Origin of the sequence: Congregibacter litoralis KT71, assembly GCF_000153125.2 — a bacterium.
GTDB lineage: Bacteria > Pseudomonadota > Gammaproteobacteria > Pseudomonadales > Halieaceae > Congregibacter > Congregibacter litoralis.
Genome location: NZ_CM002299.1, coordinates 90,170 through 105,965 on the forward strand (window position 1 = coordinate 90,170; position 15,796 = coordinate 105,965).

General features: G+C 60.6%; 16 protein-coding genes and 1 other RNA gene. 7 read left to right on the forward strand and 10 right to left on the reverse strand.

Annotated features, from left to right (window positions below; genetic code table 11):
• Nucleotides 1-2,271, reverse strand: a complete 2,271-nt coding sequence (gene ptsP, locus KT71_RS00430; RefSeq protein WP_008293495.1) for a phosphoenolpyruvate--protein phosphotransferase — start codon at nucleotides 2,269-2,271, stop codon at nucleotides 1-3.
• A gap of 2 nt (nucleotides 2,272-2,273) precedes the next feature.
• Nucleotides 2,274-2,777, reverse strand: coding sequence for an RNA pyrophosphohydrolase (locus KT71_RS00435; protein ID WP_008293494.1), 504 nt, complete (start codon nucleotides 2,775-2,777; stop codon nucleotides 2,274-2,276).
• A 212-nt stretch (nucleotides 2,778-2,989) separates the two neighbouring features.
• Here KT71_RS00435 and KT71_RS00440 point away from each other — a divergent pair, with 212 nt between their 5' ends.
• On the forward strand, nucleotides 2,990-3,646 hold the full coding sequence (locus KT71_RS00440; protein WP_008293493.1) for a histidinol-phosphatase: 657 nt from the start codon (nucleotides 2,990-2,992) through the stop codon (nucleotides 3,644-3,646).
• 26 nt (nucleotides 3,647-3,672) lie between these two features.
• Here KT71_RS00440 and gcvH read toward each other — a convergent pair whose 3' ends face one another.
• The 5 genes from gcvH to KT71_RS00465 all read right to left on the reverse strand — a co-directional run bounded on the left by gcvH (nucleotide 3,673) and on the right by KT71_RS00465 (nucleotide 8,599).
• Nucleotides 3,673-4,068: a glycine cleavage system protein GcvH gene (gene gcvH, locus KT71_RS00445; RefSeq protein ID WP_008293492.1), complete on the reverse strand. Its 396-nt coding sequence runs from the start codon at nucleotides 4,066-4,068 to the stop codon at nucleotides 3,673-3,675.
• Between the two features lie 75 nt (nucleotides 4,069-4,143).
• Nucleotides 4,144-5,385, reverse strand: coding sequence for a UbiH/UbiF/VisC/COQ6 family ubiquinone biosynthesis hydroxylase (locus KT71_RS00450; RefSeq protein ID WP_008293491.1), 1,242 nt, complete (start codon nucleotides 5,383-5,385; stop codon nucleotides 4,144-4,146).
• Nucleotides 5,378-6,625: a 2-octaprenyl-6-methoxyphenyl hydroxylase gene (gene ubiH, locus KT71_RS00455; protein ID WP_008293490.1), complete on the reverse strand. Its 1,248-nt coding sequence runs from the start codon at nucleotides 6,623-6,625 to the stop codon at nucleotides 5,378-5,380. The genes KT71_RS00450 and ubiH overlap by 8 nt, the downstream gene beginning before the upstream one ends.
• Nucleotides 6,613-7,971: a Xaa-Pro aminopeptidase gene (pepP, locus tag KT71_RS00460; protein WP_008293489.1), complete on the reverse strand. Its 1,359-nt coding sequence runs from the start codon at nucleotides 7,969-7,971 to the stop codon at nucleotides 6,613-6,615. The genes ubiH and pepP overlap by 13 nt, the downstream gene beginning before the upstream one ends.
• Nucleotides 7,972-7,993: 22 nt before the next feature.
• Nucleotides 7,994-8,599, reverse strand: coding sequence for a UPF0149 family protein (locus tag KT71_RS00465; protein ID WP_040362074.1), 606 nt, complete (start codon nucleotides 8,597-8,599; stop codon nucleotides 7,994-7,996).
• A gap of 92 nt (nucleotides 8,600-8,691) precedes the next feature.
• Between KT71_RS00465 and KT71_RS00470 the strand changes: the two genes are divergently transcribed.
• The 4 genes from KT71_RS00470 to KT71_RS00480 all read left to right on the forward strand — a co-directional run bounded on the left by KT71_RS00470 (nucleotide 8,692) and on the right by KT71_RS00480 (nucleotide 10,177).
• Nucleotides 8,692-8,901, forward strand: a complete 210-nt coding sequence (locus KT71_RS00470) for a TIGR02449 family protein (RefSeq protein WP_008293487.1) — start codon at nucleotides 8,692-8,694, stop codon at nucleotides 8,899-8,901.
• A complete protein-coding gene (locus tag KT71_RS00475; protein ID WP_008293486.1) occupies nucleotides 8,898-9,257 on the forward strand; it encodes a cell division protein ZapA in 360 nt (119 codons plus the stop codon). Before KT71_RS00470 ends, KT71_RS00475 begins: the two co-directional genes overlap by 4 nt.
• Nucleotides 9,258-9,310: 53 nt before the next feature.
• A non-coding RNA gene (ssrS, locus tag KT71_RS19945) (6S RNA) lies at nucleotides 9,311-9,490 on the forward strand.
• 33 nt (nucleotides 9,491-9,523) lie between these two features.
• On the forward strand, nucleotides 9,524-10,177 hold the full coding sequence (locus KT71_RS00480; protein ID WP_008293485.1) for a 5-formyltetrahydrofolate cyclo-ligase: 654 nt from the start codon (nucleotides 9,524-9,526) through the stop codon (nucleotides 10,175-10,177).
• Nucleotides 10,178-10,206: 29 nt separating this feature from the next.
• On the opposite strand, the gene KT71_RS20685 is transcribed toward KT71_RS00480, so the two are convergent.
• Nucleotides 10,207-10,353 carry a hypothetical protein gene (locus tag KT71_RS20685; protein ID WP_154662953.1) on the reverse strand — a complete coding sequence of 49 codons (147 nt, stop codon included), beginning with the start codon at nucleotides 10,351-10,353 and terminating at the stop codon, nucleotides 10,207-10,209.
• Nucleotides 10,354-10,567: 214 nt separating this feature from the next.
• Nucleotides 10,568-12,103 (reverse strand): threonine ammonia-lyase, biosynthetic, encoded by a 1,536-nt coding sequence (gene ilvA / locus KT71_RS00485; RefSeq protein WP_008293484.1) that lies wholly within the window; start codon nucleotides 12,101-12,103, stop codon nucleotides 10,568-10,570.
• Nucleotides 12,104-12,313: 210 nt separating this feature from the next.
• Between ilvA and rpiA the strand changes: the two genes are divergently transcribed.
• Nucleotides 12,314-13,006 (forward strand): ribose-5-phosphate isomerase RpiA, encoded by a 693-nt coding sequence (rpiA, locus tag KT71_RS00490; RefSeq protein WP_008293483.1) that lies wholly within the window; start codon nucleotides 12,314-12,316, stop codon nucleotides 13,004-13,006.
• On the opposite strand, the gene KT71_RS00495 is transcribed toward rpiA, so the two are convergent.
• Nucleotides 12,975-14,369: an FAD-binding oxidoreductase gene (locus tag KT71_RS00495; protein WP_023660479.1), complete on the reverse strand. Its 1,395-nt coding sequence runs from the start codon at nucleotides 14,367-14,369 to the stop codon at nucleotides 12,975-12,977. The two genes, rpiA and KT71_RS00495, sit on opposite strands and share 32 nt — an antisense overlap.
• Nucleotides 14,370-14,538: 169 nt before the next feature.
• Here KT71_RS00495 and serA point away from each other — a divergent pair, with 169 nt between their 5' ends.
• Nucleotides 14,539-15,768 carry a phosphoglycerate dehydrogenase gene (serA, locus tag KT71_RS00500; protein ID WP_008293481.1) on the forward strand — a complete coding sequence of 410 codons (1,230 nt, stop codon included), beginning with the start codon at nucleotides 14,539-14,541 and terminating at the stop codon, nucleotides 15,766-15,768.
• The last annotated feature ends 28 nt before the right edge of the window (nucleotides 15,769-15,796 follow it).

The window sequence follows — 15,796 nt, forward strand, 5'->3', positions numbered from 1 at the left end:
CTAGTCGATAGGGGTCGGAACCATCTGCTGGAGGTCCCGCTCGCGGAAGAACGCGCTGAGGCGCTCCTCCACCGCCTGACCGCTATCCATCTGCCGCACCTCCGCAAGCAGTGCCCGGGCGTCGCTGGCGGTAATGGAGCGCACGGCATGCTTCACCCGGGGCAGGCTGGTGACGTTCATGGACAGCACGTCGTAACCCATGGCCAGAAGAAGCACCGCCGCCTGGGGATTGCCTGCAAGCTCACCGCAGATACTCACCTGTTTGCCCTCGGCGCGGGCACCCTCGGCGACCAAAATGAGCGCCTCGAGGAGCGCGGGATGGAAAGCATGATAGAGATCCGACACCCGCGCGTTGTTGCGATCCACCGCCAGGAGGTACTGGGTTAAATCGTTACTGCCCACGGATAGAAAATCGACGCGGCGCGCCAGCGCCCGCGCCTGGTAGACCGCCGAAGGCACCTCAACCATGACCCCGATGGGCGGCATGGGAACGCTCAGGCCCTCTTCCTCGAGCTCCCGGTGACTTCGGTGAATAAGGCTCAGAGCCTCCTCCAGCTCGGGAATATTACTGATCATGGGAAGCATGATGCGCAGGTTGCCCAGCCCCTCATTCGCCTTGAGCATGGCTCGCACCTGGGCGAGGAGTATCTCCGGGTGATCCAGGGTAACGCGTATCCCGCGCCAGCCGAGAAACGGGTTTTCCTCCTCGATGGGAAAATAAGGCAGTGCCTTGTCGCCGCCCACATCCAGGGTCCGCATGGTGACCGGACGGGGGGCAAACGCCTCGAGCTGCTCCCGATAAATCTGTCGCTGCTCTTCCTCAGAAGGAAAACGCTCCCGCATGAGGAAGGGCACCTCCGTGCGATACAGACCCACCCCCTCGGCACCGCGCTCCAGGGAACGCGCAACATCAGCCATGAGCCCCGTGTTGACCCACAGAGGGAGGCGATGCTCATCGAGGGTTATGCTGGGTAAATCCCGGAGGCTCTCGAGCCCCTTGTTGAGCTCGGCGTCCTGGTCGGCGATCACCTGGAAACGCCGAATACCTGCCGCCGTGGGATTGAGGTGCACGTTGCCGTTGTAGCCATCCACTACAACAGACATATCGCGAAGACGCTTATAGGGTAGATCCACGGCACCCATCACCGTGGGGATGCCCATGGCCCGGGCGAGGATGGCCACGTGGGAGTTGCTTGAGCCGCGCACGGAGATCAGTCCCACCAGCCGGTCCCGGGGAATCTCCCCAAGCATGGACGCAGTGAGTTCTTCACTCACGAGAATGGTTTTTTCGGGAAACTCGTGATTATCGCGTTGATCGGCCTGGAGATAGCCCAGCACCCGCTCACCGAGATCCTTCACATCCACGGCACGCTCACGGAGATAGCTGTGCTCCATGGCTTCAAAGTGGCGGATGTGCTCGATCATGACCTGCGCCAATGCGCCCTGGGCCCACACGCCGGATTTGATGAGCGACGCCACTTCGCCACCGATTCTCGAATCATCAAGAATGCCCAGGTACACATCAAAGAGAGCGAGATCTTCCGGGCTCAGCTTATCGCGAAGGTTTTCCGCCACGGACTCAATATCGATGCGCACCTGGGACAGGGCCTGCTTGAAAGCGCGAAGCTCTCCGCGGCGGTCATCGCTGGACTGGCGGGGCACGGCGTAGAGATCCGCCACGGGGGACATGACAACCGCCGTGCCAATGGCGATGCCCGGCGCCCCGGGCACACCGCTGATGCGGGCGTAGGTGCTGTCGCGTTCGGGACTGCTCTCATCGGGGACTTCGCCCGTAACCCGGGCGTGGGCGATGGCGCCGGAGAGTTGCGCCGACATGGTGACCAGAAAGGCTTCTTCCGCCTCATCAAAGCGGCGGCGGCGCGCCTGCTGTACCACTAATACACCGAGAACCTCACGCTGATGAATGATGGGCACGCCCAAAAAAGCGTGGAAGGATTCTTCGCCGATGTTGGGCAGTAACTGAAAATTCGGGTGGAGCTCGGCATCTTCAAGGTTGACGGGCTCTCCCCGCTCGGCGACCAGACCCACAAGACCCTCACCGGGCGCCAGGGAAAGGCGCCCCACCTGGGAGGCATTGAGCCCTTCCGTGGCCCGGAACACGTAGCGGCTTTCGTTGCGTCCGCGGATATAAACGCTGCAGACCTCCGTCCCCATGGCCATGCGTACCCGGGATACGATGATGCCGAGCACCTCATCGAGGGACTCGGCAGCGTTGACCTCCAGGACGATATTGCGCAGAACTTCCAGCATGTTCAGGAGTCCTGCCTGCCGGATGCCAGGCGACCCAGCAGAGGCACGGCGAGTTCCTTCAAGGCGCGGCGGTACACCTCACGCTTGAAATAGACCACCTGGTTCAGGGGATACCAGTAGGATACCCACTGCCAGTGGTCGAACTCCGGTTTCGCATTGTGCGCCAGACTCACCGCCTCATCCGGCGCAAGCATGCGAAGGAGATACCACTTCTGTTTTTGACCTATGCAAAGAGGCTGCTGGCCTTTTCGTTGATACTGCTTCGGGAGGCGATAGCGCAGCCAGCCCCGGGTGCAGCCGAGGAGTTCCACATGCCCCGGGCCCAGACCCACCTCTTCTTCCAGCTCACGATAAAGCGCCTCCTCCGGCTTTTCACCATCGTTGACACCGCCCTGGGGAAATTGCCAGGCGTCGCGACCGCCCACTCGACGCGCCCATAGAAGTCGTCCGTCATCATTGGTGATGACGATACCGACATTGGGCCGAAAGCCCTGCGCATCGATCATGAGTACTCTGTCCGGAGTGACAAGGAATCGCTGATTGTTCCACAAATACGTGCAACTGAGAATTGCGACGCTTTTGCGTGGTCAGCTACCCTTGCGCCCGGGCCTTTTTATCAGACCCTTTCAGCGCTTTTTCAGGCGCAGCATACCGTGCAGTGCCGGGCAGGCTGAGAACTGCATTCCGGGCTGTACCCCAAGCCATCATAGGACCTCTCATGACGCTCGCAATTTTTGATCTCGACAACACGCTCATCGCCGGAGACAGCGATCATCTCTGGGGGGAGTTTCTGTGCACCGAGGGTCTGGTGGATGCCGAGACCTTCCGAGCCGGCAACGAGCAGTTCTATGCGGACTACCAGCGCGGCGCACTCGATATCGAGGCCTATCTGGCCTTCGCCCTGGCGCCCCTTGCGGGGCGCAGCCCCGACGCCCTCAAAGAGCTGCAGACAAAATTCATCCGGGAATGTATCCGGCCCATCATGCTCCCTGCAGCGACATCGCTCCTTAAAAAGCATCGGCAGCGTGGCGATCGCCTCCTCATCATCACCGCGACCAATGAGTTCGTAACCACTCCCATCGCCAGAGAACTGGGCGTCGATGAGTTGCTGGGCTGTGCCGTGGAGATTGAGAAGGGTCTGCTCACCGGCAGACCCACAGGGACACTCACTTACCGGGAGGGCAAGGTGAAGCGTCTCAAAGAGTGGTTAAACAGGAACGGGGAAACGCTGGAAGGCGCCTGCTTCTACAGCGACTCCCACAACGATCTGCCTTTGCTCGAGGTGATAGATAACCCCGTGGTTGTAGATGGAGACCCCACCCTGACAGCCATTGCCGCAGAGCGCGGCTGGCCCCGGATCAGCCTCCGCCGGTAACGAAGCGTCCGGGGCTTCAGGAAGCGCTAGTCTTCGTCAGCGCAGTGGGACTTGTAGGCCTCCGCATCCATCAGCAGGGTCTGCACTTCTTCCAGATCCTGGGGTTGGAGGCGAAAAAACCAGCCATCGTGGTAAGCATCGCCGTTCACTGTTTCCGGCGCATCTTCCAGGGCGCTGTTGACCGCGACCACGGTGCCCGTGATGGGCGCATAAATGTCTGAAGCCGCTTTTACGGACTCCACTACACCCGCTTCGTCACCGGCAGCAAGTTCGGCGCCCTCTTCGGGGAGCTCTACGAAAACCACGTCCCCGAGAGCTTCCTGGGCGTGATCGCTGATACCGACGGTCACGGTGCCGTCGTCTTCCACCCGTGCCCACTCGTGACTGCGGGCGAACCGCAACTCTGGAAGAACCTGACTCATTGACCTACCCCTGAATAGAAAAAACGTATTCTAGCTGCGGTCCCGTAAAACTCAACGCAGCTCCTCTGGAAAACTTCAGCTGACACCCATGGCCTGACGAATAATCTGCCGCTTGACCCGCGGCATCGCGGCGACGGCACGCATGCCCGTGTTCCGCAACCAGCGCAGGGGCGGTGTGTCCTGCTCGAAGAGGCGCTTGAACCCATCCATGGCTGCCATCATTGCCAGGTTGTCGCCCTTTCGGCGCCGTTGATAGCGCGCGAGCACGTCCTCCCGCCCCGGATCCAGGCCCCGGCCCAGGGCGGTATTCAATTCTTCGGCCAGTACCTGCACATCGGCCAGACCCAGGTTGATGCCCTGCCCCGCGAGGGGATGGATGGTATGCGCGGCATCTCCCACCAGGGCGACGCCGGGGAGCACATAGTCCACGGCGTGGCGCTGCCGCAAGGGGAAAGCCTTGCGCGCTGCGCAGGCAGTCACCTTTCCCAGCACGTGCTCACTGGCCTGGCCCAAAGCCTCCCCGAAGGCTTCATCATCCAGCGCGATTATATCGTCGGCCAGATGCTCCTCGATTGACCAGACGATGGAGCAGAGCCGGTCCTCGGGGCTATCCAGAGGCAGCAGAGCCAGGGGCCCGGACTGCAGAAACCGCTGCCAGGCCGTGTCCTGATGGCCCTTCTCAAAGGCAACGGTCGTCACAATGGCGCGATGCCCGTACTCCCATTCCCGGGTGGGCATGCCCAGCATCTGGCGCGTAGGCGAGAGCGCACCATCCGCCGCAATAAGCAGTCCACAGCGCAGGCGCGTACCGTCCTCAAGCGTCAGCAAGCTGCGTCGGGCCTCGTCCCCCGTGTCCGGGCCGGGGCTGCGCTCGATAGTAGCGAGGCGGGCAGGCGCCATGACGCGCAGACCCCCAAGGCTGCGGACCCGCTGGGCGAGGGCAGCAGTGATGATGCGGTTTTCGACAATGCTACCGAGGGAGGGGGCAGACACCTCCTGAGCATCGAACTCGATACGTCCGGTACCTTCAGCGTCCCAGACGGTCATATGACGATAAGGGCAGCTGCGGGCCGCTTCGATGGCAGGCCAGGCACCGAGCGCCTGCAAAAAATCGATGGAACGCGGTGTGAGGGCACTCACCCGCGCATCGTAGTCAGCCGGGGCAGCGCCCTCCAGGGTTGGCAGCCGGGGCAGCTCCCGAGCCTCGAGCACCGCCACGGAACATCCGGAATCTGCCAGCGCTGCGGCGGCGGCGAGCCCCGCTATACCACCACCGACAATGGCAATGTCGACGGTGTCTTCCCGGGGATCAACCATGACGCGCCTCCAACGCCGCCATACCGGCAGCCTGTTGCACAAATTCGCGGCGAAGAAGGGGAAACATATCCATACCCGACAGCGCCAGGTCACGCCCCAGGGACAGCAGGGGGTCGCTGACCATAAACAGATTGGGCAGCCCATCACTTGCGGCGATGGTCTGGGCCTGATCGCGCTGGCGATCCCGGGAATAGCCCGCAAGTAGATTGGTATCGCCCACTGCCCTACCCTCTGGTACTGCCCGTGCCAGGGTCTGGCTCAGAGCCGCCGCATCGCGAAGCGCCAGATTGAATCCCTGCCCTGCCACCGGGTGCAGGGCATGCGCTGCATTGCCCAAGACCACGCAAGCGCGGCGGACCTGCTCCAGGGCCTCGGTCAACGCCAGGGGGTAGCTGTGCCGGTCGCCCACGCGCTCCACCCGACCCAGGCGATAGCCAAAGGCCTCGATCAGTGCCCGGGAGAAGCTGCTCTCGTCGGCGATTTCCAGAGCAGCGGCCTCCGCGGGCTCCAGGGTCCAGACCAGGGCCATGCGGTGAGCGGCCTGATCCGAGGGAGGAAGCGGCAGCAGCGCCAGGGGACCCGTGGCCGTAAAGCGCTCATAGGCGCAGCCCCCGTGATCTTTTTCAAAGGCCAGATTGGCGATCAGGGCGCTCTGCCCGTAGCTCTTGCGCTGGGTCAGGAAGCCCAGCTTGCTCCGTAAACCCGACTCGGCACCGTCAGCAATCACCAGTAAATCAGCGTCCAACTCTTCGTCCCGGAGGCTTACCCGCATGCCCGGTCCCGCGGGCGCCGCGTCCGTCACCTGATCGGGACAACGCATAACAATCCGGGGACAATCCTGAACCGCGGCAAGGAGCGTGCGCCCAAGGCAGGGGTTTTCCACTACCCAGCCCAGGGCATCCCACCCCTGCTCTTTGCCCGAGAGGAGACTGCTGCCAAAACGCCCGCGACGGGAGACGTGAATCTCATTGATGGGAGCGAGGCCCGGGAGGAGCGATGGCCAGAGACCCAGCTCCCGATAGAGCGTCGCCGTGCTGTAACTCAACGCGGTGGAGCGCGCGTCAAAGGAGGGGTGGTAATCCGCAGGCGCTGCGTCGGACGCCGGCAATGCGCGACCCTCGACAACGGTGATGATCGGTTCGCCGGGGAGCTGCCGGTGAAGCAGCAGGGCCAGGCTCAGGCCCACCATGCCACCACCGGCAATAAGAATATGGTTTTCCTGCGCGCTCACCCCATCCATTCCTCTATCTCGTCACAGCTCCGGGGCAAGCCCTTGCTGAGCAGTTCGTAACCCGCTTCCGTTATCACCACATCGTCCTCTATCCGGATACCGATACCCCGCCAGGCTGCAGGTACATCGTGATTATCGGGGGCGACGTAGATGCCCGGTTCCACGGTAAGCGCCATGCCCGGCTCCAACTGTCGCCACTCGCCGCCGGGGCGGTAATCACCCACGTCGTGCACATCCAGGCCCAGCCAATGCCCCACGCGATGCATATAAAAATCCTGGTAGGCCCCTTCTTCGATAAGCCGGCTCACCTTGCCGCGGAGCAATCCCAGATCCACAAGACCGCTGGTAATGACATCGACAGTAGCAGAATGTGCGGCGTTCCAGTCACGACCGGGAGCCAGGGCCGCAAAAGCCGCCTCCTGGGCAGCCAGGGTCAGATCGTAGAGGGCCCGCTGCCGCCGGCTAAAGCGCCCGCTTACGGGGAAGGTCCGGGTGACATCCGCGGCATAGCCGCGATACTCGCACCCCGCATCGATAAGGACTAAGTCGCCGCGCCGGAGCTTCTGCTGATTGCTGGTGTAGTGCATGGTGCAGGCATTGCTTCCACCGGCAACAATGCTGGGGTAGGCGGCGTGGCGGGCACCATGACGGGCGAACTCATGAAGCAGCTCCGCCTCCAGCTCGAACTCGTGCATCCCCACCCGACATTGACGCATGGCCCGACGGTGACCCAGGGCCGTGATAGCGGCGGCCTGGCGGAGCTGGCGGATTTCCGCTGCGGACTTGTACAAGCGCTGCTCATGGAGCAGGTGATCAAGATCCGTGAACTCCCCCGGAGGAGCAGCACCGGCGGCCACCTTGCTGCGAATGCTGTTTACCCAGGCCATCACGCGGGTATCGAATTCGCGACTGCGGCCCATAGAGTAGTAGACGCGATCGCGACCCTCAATTAAGCCGGGCAGAATGTCGTCAATATCCGACAGGGGAAAGGCATCGTCTGCGTCAAACTGTTCGCAGGCCTCTTCGGCCCCTACCCGCTGCCCATGCCAGAGTTCTTCCACGGGATCTTTCTCATGGCAAAAAAGCACATACTCCCCGTGCTCGCGACCCGGGAGAAAAACGGCGACGGCATCGGGCTCGGGAAATCCCGTGAGGTAATGAAAGTCGCTGTCCTGGCGGAAGGGAAACTCCGTATCGCGACTTCGGGTTGCGACGGAGGCGGCGGTGACGATGGCAATGCTGTTGTCCTCAAGCATTCCCAGGAGATGATGTCGCCGCCGGCGGAATTCACCGCGGGGAACGTTGGCAACGCGCTCGGAAAGCTCTGGATCCGATAGCGACTGGGCTTCCGTCATTCGTCTCTCATGCGCCCTTTATTCAGCCATCATTAGAGCGGGGGACAGGGGCATCTCCGCCCACACCGGCATCGAGCATGACGTTCATGGCAGCCACCCGCAGATACTCGTACAGCTCGTAATAAGCCTCTTCCGCCGCGTTACTGTCCTCTTCCTCGTCATCATCGATGGCAGCCTGGGAAATGGCGGCAAAATCCCGCAGGGCCTCGGCGCTGTCGGGGAGCACCGCATCGCCCTGGCCTTCGGACTTTACCCGGGCCTGGGCATAGCCGCTGAGGAAGCCGCGACACCATTGGGCCATGGCCTCGATGCGCTGGGAGAGCTCCAGCTCCTCGTCGGGAAGCAATGGCTGGAAATCAAAGGAACCCTCACCGATGCTCTCCACGGCCCGGGCGCGCAGGGTCCCTACCGCATCGGCCATGGAGCCATGGAGGGAGATATCCAGCGCCTGTTCCAGCTCTGCCATCAGAGCTTCTTCACCGCCGCGCAGGCCCCCGCCAAGGAGGCCGCAAAGACAGCCGTGCAGCTCTGCGGGAGACAGCATTTCGCCCTGCTCCAACAGAGAATTTGCGAGCTCATCAAAAAATCCCGCGATCGAATCAGTCGGATGCGGATCGAAAATAGACAATGTGATTTCCAGAGCGCGTCCGCGCCGTTGACCTGCCTGAATACGGACCCTATAGTGCCGACAACCCTCGGCGTCGCGCAAGTCATGTCTGCATGTCTGATGATGTTCTGAAAACTCTGGAAGACAAGATCGATCAACTCATCGGTCTGTGCGCCCAGCTCAATCTGGAAAATCAGGCTCTCAAGCAGGAGAATCTGAACTTCCAGCAGGAGCGCAGGGATCTCATTGCCAAGAACGACCTGGCCCGGGCCCGCGTCGAGGCCACCCTGCAACGCCTGCGCAGCATGGAGGCGGCATCATGAGCGCCAGTACTTTTTCCGTCACCATCCTCGAAAAAGAGTATCAGGTCGCCTGTCCCAAGGATCAGCAGGCTGAGTTGCTCTTGTCCGCACGTCACCTGGACGAGCAGATGCGGGCGATCCGCGCCACGGGCAAAGTTATCGGTCTGGAGCGCATTGCCGTAATGGCCGCACTGAATATCAGTCACGAACTGCTGCAGGCCCGCAATGGCGTTGCCGCCGGGGATAAAGACAAGGCCACAGAAAGTAACAAAACCGGCGACAAGAAGGTCGACGCTGCCGATACCGCGAGCATCGCCGGGCTCAACGCCAAGCTTGATGAAGCCCTTCATCAACTCCGTCAGCTCGAAATAGGCTGATCAATCCCCGGAGCGCTGCGTAAGGCGCTCTTCAAATACGCTATACTTGCTCCCGGTCCCTGGTGCATTTGCCAGACATTCTGTCCTCGAGCCGATAAAGTGTTAACCGGGGGTGACCGATGACGTTGGTGTGCAAGTCCGGCATGACCGGGAAGCCTGATACGTCACGGGAGCCACCACCTTGAATCTATCGGGTTCAAGGGCCGTACCGTCAGCGGTGCTCCGGGTACCGATTTTTTTGTGGGCTTTTAAGCAGGCCAGCCCTTATGCCAGTGTTTCAGCCAGCAGCTAATTCCCCAGACAAGTCCGCAGCCAAATCCGCAGCCAAGTCCGGAACCAATTCCGCAGCTAATCCAACGCTCTCCCGCCAGGCCTGCCGCTCGCATCTTCGCCAACAACGTCGCGCTATTGCCCCGTCCTACGCCCGGGAGGCCGGCGAGCGTGTCGCCCACTATCTCCGCAACAGCAGCTTTTGGAGCGCGGACCATATAGCGCTTTACCTCGCCAACGACGGCGAATTAGATCCCGCGGTTATCGCCAGGGCCGCCCGGTCATCAGGCAAGCATCTTTATCTACCCGTGATCACCGCCGAGGCCATGGCGTTTTGTGAATGGCGCACGGATGAGCCCCTCCGGCCCAATCGCTTCGGCATCGGCGAACCCACAGGGACGCCCGTTCCCCCAAGGGATCTGCAGCTGGTCATACTCCCCACCGTCGGCTGGACGGCAAGGGGGTTTCGCCTGGGGATGGGCGGCGGCTATTACGATCGGTTTTTCGGGAGTAAGCAGGCATCATCGGCGAAACGCGTGGCGCTCGCCTACGATTGCCAACGCGATGATGCGTTGGAGCAATTAAAGGAAGCGTGGGATCAGCCCCTGGACGCCGTGCTTACAGAAAGTGGAATTCTGCGCCTGGATTAATCAGCGCCGGTTTGCTCAAGCGTGCGGAGCTAGCGCTCCAGAATCACACCTGCCTGCAAGGGTGACGGCGGCGCAGCCACCGAGGAATTAGCGGATACAGGCGGCATCAAGGTGATCACCACACCCAGCCCGAAGACGGCGGTGAGGACTAACAACATATCAGGTCGCTGTTTCACGATAGTTTCCGTTTTATTAACTGCGTTCCTGCCGCTTCACGTTGCGCTGTTTCCTTGCAAGAAGTCATTACAAAACCTCATTGCAACGATGCATTACCTATCGCGCGTTCGTGCACCGAACAGGAATGTTTGGTGACTTTTTTGTTACTAAGTCACGAATATGTCATGGAATACTTGACAGAGCAAGACGTCTGCAAAGACGGGCCCTGGGGAATTAGTGCCCGCTATCAGGCGAACCGAGGTATAAACGGTAGGCCGCATTGTCTGTTTCGTCCCAATAGCGGTAGCCGATGGCGTCGAGGCAGGCGCGCGCCTCAGAGCGTTCTTTCGGGCCCACCTGCATACCGACGAGAATTCTTCCGTAAGCCGCACCGTGATTGCGATAGTGGAACAGGGAGATGTTCCAGCGCTGCCCCAGGCCCGAGAGGAACTTCAATAGCGCCCCGGGTCGCTCAGGGAATTCCACGCGATAAACCCGCTCACCACCCACTCCCTCGGGTGCGAGACCGCCCACCATATGGCGGATGTGGAGCTTGGCCATTTCGTTGTCCGTGAGGTCTTCACACTCGTAACCCTCCCCGGCCAACTGGTCAATGAGCGCCTTGAGGTCTTCACCGCCGGGCTCCACGGTCACACCCACAAACACCCGTGCATCTTTGGCACTGCTGTAACGGTAATTGAATTCCGTGATGTTCCGTCGACCGATGCTGTTGCAGAACTTTCGGAACGCGCCGGGTTTTTCCGGAATTGTCACGCTGATAACGGCCTCGCGCTTTTCACCAATTTCCGTGCGCTCGGAGATGTAACGCAAACGATCAAAGTTAGTGTTGGCGCCACTGAGAACTGCCAGCAACTGCTGGCCCTCAATACCCTCGCGCTCCACATACTTCTTGAGGCCCGCAAGGGCGAGGGCGCCCGCGGGCTCAGCGATGCCGCGGGTGTCCTCAAAAATGTCCTTGATAGCCGCGCACATTTCATCGGTACTGGCGGTGATGACTTCATCCACGGTGTGACGAATCACCCGAAAGGTCTCTTTGCCTACCTGGGCCACGGCACAACCATCGGCAAACAGACCCACCTCGGGCAAGGTCACCCGCCGGCCACGCTCCAGCGCAGTTTTCAGACAGGCGGCATCCTCAGGCTCGACGCCAATGATTTTTGTCTTGGGCCAGACATAGCGGATGTAGGCCGCCATGCCGGCCAGGAGACCACCGCCGCCCACGGGCACAAACACCGCATCCAGAGGCTCCTGATGCTGCCGCACGATCTCCATGCCCACGGTGCCCTGGCCGGCAATGACATCGGGATCGTCAAAGGGGTGCACATAGGTGAGATCTTTTTCCTTCACCAGCTTTTGCGCATGGGTGGAGGCCTCATCAAAATTATCCCCATGCAGGACCACGTGAGCACCGCGACTGCGCACCGCGTCCACCTTGATGCTCGGCGTTGTTCGCGGCATGACAATGGTCGCCGACACGCCCATGCGCTGGGCGGCCATGGCAAGACCCTGAGCGTGATTTCCCGCGGAGGCCGCTATCACGCCCCGCTCCCGCTGCTCCGGGCTCAGGCGATGCATTTTGTTATAGGCACCGCGAAGCTTGAAGGAGTAGACCGGCTGGAGATCCTCGCGCTTGAGCCACACGCTGTTTTTAAAGCGTTTGGACAGGAGAAGGGCCTGATCCACGGGGGTCTCCCGCGCCACGTCATAGACGCGCGCGTCAAGAATCCGCTTGATGTAGGACTCGGGCATAAGAGGTCAATCAAAAATAGAACGGGCATAGTAATGCAGCAGCAGCTCACTTGCAGCCGGGGTTTTCGGCAGTCTTGCAGCCCCCGGCCCCAAATATTCGTCGCGAAGGCCTCCCGACGGCCATCCACCGCGGGTACACTGCTTCTCGCAGGCAACCCACTTTCAACCCACCTTCAACCCGCACGCAATGCAAACAACCCGGAGAAGCCCATGGATCAGGACAGTCTCAAACTCAAGGTCGCCCGGGCTGCCCTGGATATTGTGCAACCCGGTCTTGAGTCCGGCACGGTGCTGGGTATTGGTACAGGCTCAACGGCAAACATGTTTATCGATTTGCTGGGAGAGGTCGCTCACCTCTTTGATGGCGCCGTTGCCAGCTCCGAAGCCAGCGCCGAGCGTCTCAAATCCCACAACATTCCCGTCTATGACCTCAATGCCGTGGATCGAATATCGGTCTATGTGGATGGCGCCGACGAGTGCAACGAAGCGCTTCAGTTAATCAAAGGGGGCGGTGCGGCCCTCACCCGGGAGAAGATTGTTGCCGCCGTGGCCAAGGAGTTCATCTGCATTGCCGATGAGAGTAAATGGGTGCCGGTGCTGGGGGCATTCCCCCTTCCCGTGGAGGTGATTCCCATGGCCCGCAGTCATGTTGCCCGGGAGATCGTTAAACTGGGCGGCGACCCCATCCTTCGCGAGGGGGTGGTGACGGACAACGGCAACGTGATCCTGGATGTTTACAATTTTTCCATCGCCCAGCCCCTGGCCATGGAAGCCCGGATCAACGGCATCGTCGGTGTTGTCTGCAACGGTCTCTTTGCCCTGCGCCCCGCCGACCGCCTGCTCCTGGGAACCGCAGACGGCGTGCGCGATCTCAGGCGTCCAGCATCTTCCCTGGATTCATAATCCCCGCCGGGTCAAAAACGCGCTTGAGCTGCGCCATGAGCCGAATCTCCGCCTCACCGCGACTGAAACCGAGATAAGGTTTTTTCAACAATCCCACCCCATGTTCCGCCGAAATACTGCCGCCGTGGCGGGCAACAGACTCAAAAACCCCCTGACTCACGGCACCACAGCGAGTCTGGAATTCCTCCATGGGCATGGCATCAGGCTTGAGAATATTCAGGTGCACATTGCCATCACCGATGTGGCCGAACCAGATAATCTCAAAGCCAGGATAGTTAGCGCTAACTATCTCCTCAACCTCTGTAAGCAGTGACGGAACTCGAGCCACTGTCGTAGAAATGTCATTTTTATAGGGCGTCCAGCGGGCGATGGTCTCGGAGATATCCTCCCGTAAACGCCACAGGGACGTGGCCTGGGCGAGGCTCTGGCTCATAACGCCATCCTCCACCCAGCCGCTCTCGACGCAGTGCTCAAAGCACTCCATGGCGGCGGTCTCAGCGGCATCGTCCGGCTTCTCGAATTCCAGCAGGGCGTAGTACGCCGTGGCCGTGGCAAAAGGTCGCGACAGGCCCTGGTGCTCAATCACCTTTGCAAGGGCTTCCTCGGAGAAAAACTCGAAAGCCTCAAGACGCACACGATCCCGGAAGGCTCTCAAAACCTCCATAATTGATGCCATGTCGGGCGTGCCCAGCACCATCACCGCGCGCTCCGCAGGCTGCGCCTCCAAACGCATGGTCGCCTCAACGATGAGACCGAGGGTACCCTCGGAGCCAATCATGAGATGCCTGAGATCGTAGCCCGCATTGTTTTTGATGAGGCCGCGATTTAAATCCAGGAGTTCGCCGGTGCCGGTAACCACCTTGAGCCCCGCAACCCAGTCCCGGGTCATGCCATAGCGAATCACCTTGATGCCCCCGGCGTTCGTGGCGATGTTGCCACCAATCTGGCTGGAACCGCTGGACGCAAAATCCACGGGATAAAAAAGACCCTGGGCCTCGGCAAACGCCTGGAGCTGCGCCGTCACGACCCCCGCCTCACAGCGCACCGTGCGATCCGTGGCATCAAAGTCGGATATGGCGTTCATGCGATCCATGGCAATCACCAGTTCGCCGTTGGCAGCTACGGCCCCTGCCGACAAACCGCTGCGACCGCCGGACGGAACCAGCGCCACCTGCTCATCACAGGCCCAACGCACCACGGCCTGCACCTCCTCGATGGATGATGGAAGGACTACCGCAGCGGGGTTGGGCTCGTAGACGCGCGTCCAGTCCCGCCCGTAGTTCTGGCGGGACTCCTCATCGGTGCGCAGGGCTTTTGCACCCACCAGCGATGCCAGGGAATCAAGTTGACTTGGGCTTAACACGGGCTCTCCGGACACTCTTTGAACATCAATACTTGTGGCAATTTTAAAGGGTTTGGGGCACCCAAAACGCCGCCGCGGCGTATGCTACCATGCGCCGCCGCGCGCCCCGGACACGGGGTTTATCGCCCTCAAATACCCCGCACATTGATTCGAACAGAGTTTTTCAGCCATGGCCCAGCAATCCCTTGAAAAAAGCAAAATCCGCATCCTGTTGTTGGAGGGCGTGCACCCCTCGGCCATTGAAACCCTCAATCGTGCGGGCTATTTCAATATCGAACATCACAGCAAGTCCCTGCCTGCGGAGGAACTGAAGGCAGCGATTGCCAATGCGCATTTTGTGGGTATCCGCTCCCGCACCCAGCTGAGCGAAGACATTCTGGATGCGGCACCGAAGCTCATCGCCATCGGCTGCTTCTGCATCGGTACCAACCAGGTAGATCTTGAGGCCGCGACGCGCCGGGGCATTGTGGTCTTTAACGCGCCCTTCTCGAACACCCGCAGCGTCGCCGAGCTGGTGATTGCCGAGGCGATTCTCCTCCTGCGGGGCCTGCCGGCAAAGAACGCCGCAGCCCATCGCGGAGAGTGGCAGAAGTCCGCCGCCAACTCCTATGAAATACGCGGCAAACGCCTGGGTATTATCGGCTACGGCAATATCGGCATGCAGCTGGGGGTTATTGCCGAGGGTCTCGGGATGCGGGTGCAATTCCACGATGTGGTTAATCGCCTGCCTCTGGGCAACGCACAGCAGGTACTGGGTCTGGATTCATTGCTCGCCAACTCTGACGTGGTGAGCCTTCACGTACCTGAAACAAGCTCCACGGAAAACATGATCGGCGCCCGGGAACTCGCCCTGATGCCCGAGGGGAGTATCCTCATCAACGCGTCGCGCGGTACCGTCGTGGATATCGACGCTCTCGCCGCCGCATTGGAAAGCGGTCACATCAGTGGCACGGCGATCGACGTGTTCCCCGTGGAGCCCCGGTCCAATGACGATGAATTCCTGTCGCCCCTTCGGAACTACGACAATGCCTTCCTTACCCCCCACGTGGGCGGCAGTACCATGGAAGCGCAGGCCAATATCGGTGGCGAGGTTGCCGAGAAACTGTCCCGCTATTCTGACAACGGTACGACCACCAGTTCGGTTAATATGCCTGAAGTGGCGTTGCCGGAACATGATGGCAGTCACCGTTTACTCCATATTCATCGGAACGTTCCTGGTGTGATGGGTGCCATTAACAACATTTTTTCAGATATTGGCGTCAATATCGCTGCACAATACCTGCAGACCAATGAACACGTGGGTTATGTCGTGATCGACATCGATGCTGAATACTCGGAAGTCGCCCTCGAGAGATTGACGGCGCTGGAAACCACATTACGGTGTCGGGTACTGTTTTAGACAACCGCAGGGACAGTGTTTTTAAAGG

Coding starts and splice junctions, on each gene's coding strand:
- ptsP (WP_008293495.1), bottom strand. CDS start 2,271: ATGCTGGAAGTTCTGCGCAATATCGTCCTGGAGGTCAACGCTGCCGAG.
- KT71_RS00435 (WP_008293494.1), bottom strand. CDS start 2,777: ATGATCGATGCGCAGGGCTTTCGGCCCAATGTCGGTATCGTCATCACC.
- KT71_RS00440 (WP_008293493.1), top strand. CDS start 2,990: ATGACGCTCGCAATTTTTGATCTCGACAACACGCTCATCGCCGGAGAC.
- gcvH (WP_008293492.1), bottom strand. CDS start 4,068: ATGAGTCAGGTTCTTCCAGAGTTGCGGTTCGCCCGCAGTCACGAGTGG.
- KT71_RS00450 (WP_008293491.1), bottom strand. CDS start 5,385: ATGGTTGATCCCCGGGAAGACACCGTCGACATTGCCATTGTCGGTGGT.
- ubiH (WP_008293490.1), bottom strand. CDS start 6,625: ATGGATGGGGTGAGCGCGCAGGAAAACCATATTCTTATTGCCGGTGGT.
- pepP (WP_008293489.1), bottom strand. CDS start 7,971: ATGACGGAAGCCCAGTCGCTATCGGATCCAGAGCTTTCCGAGCGCGTT.
- KT71_RS00470 (WP_008293487.1), top strand. CDS start 8,692: ATGTCTGATGATGTTCTGAAAACTCTGGAAGACAAGATCGATCAACTC.
- KT71_RS00475 (WP_008293486.1), top strand. CDS start 8,898: ATGAGCGCCAGTACTTTTTCCGTCACCATCCTCGAAAAAGAGTATCAG.
- KT71_RS00480 (WP_008293485.1), top strand. CDS start 9,524: ATGCCAGTGTTTCAGCCAGCAGCTAATTCCCCAGACAAGTCCGCAGCC.
- ilvA (WP_008293484.1), bottom strand. CDS start 12,103: ATGCCCGAGTCCTACATCAAGCGGATTCTTGACGCGCGCGTCTATGAC.
- rpiA (WP_008293483.1), top strand. CDS start 12,314: ATGGATCAGGACAGTCTCAAACTCAAGGTCGCCCGGGCTGCCCTGGAT.
- serA (WP_008293481.1), top strand. CDS start 14,539: ATGGCCCAGCAATCCCTTGAAAAAAGCAAAATCCGCATCCTGTTGTTG.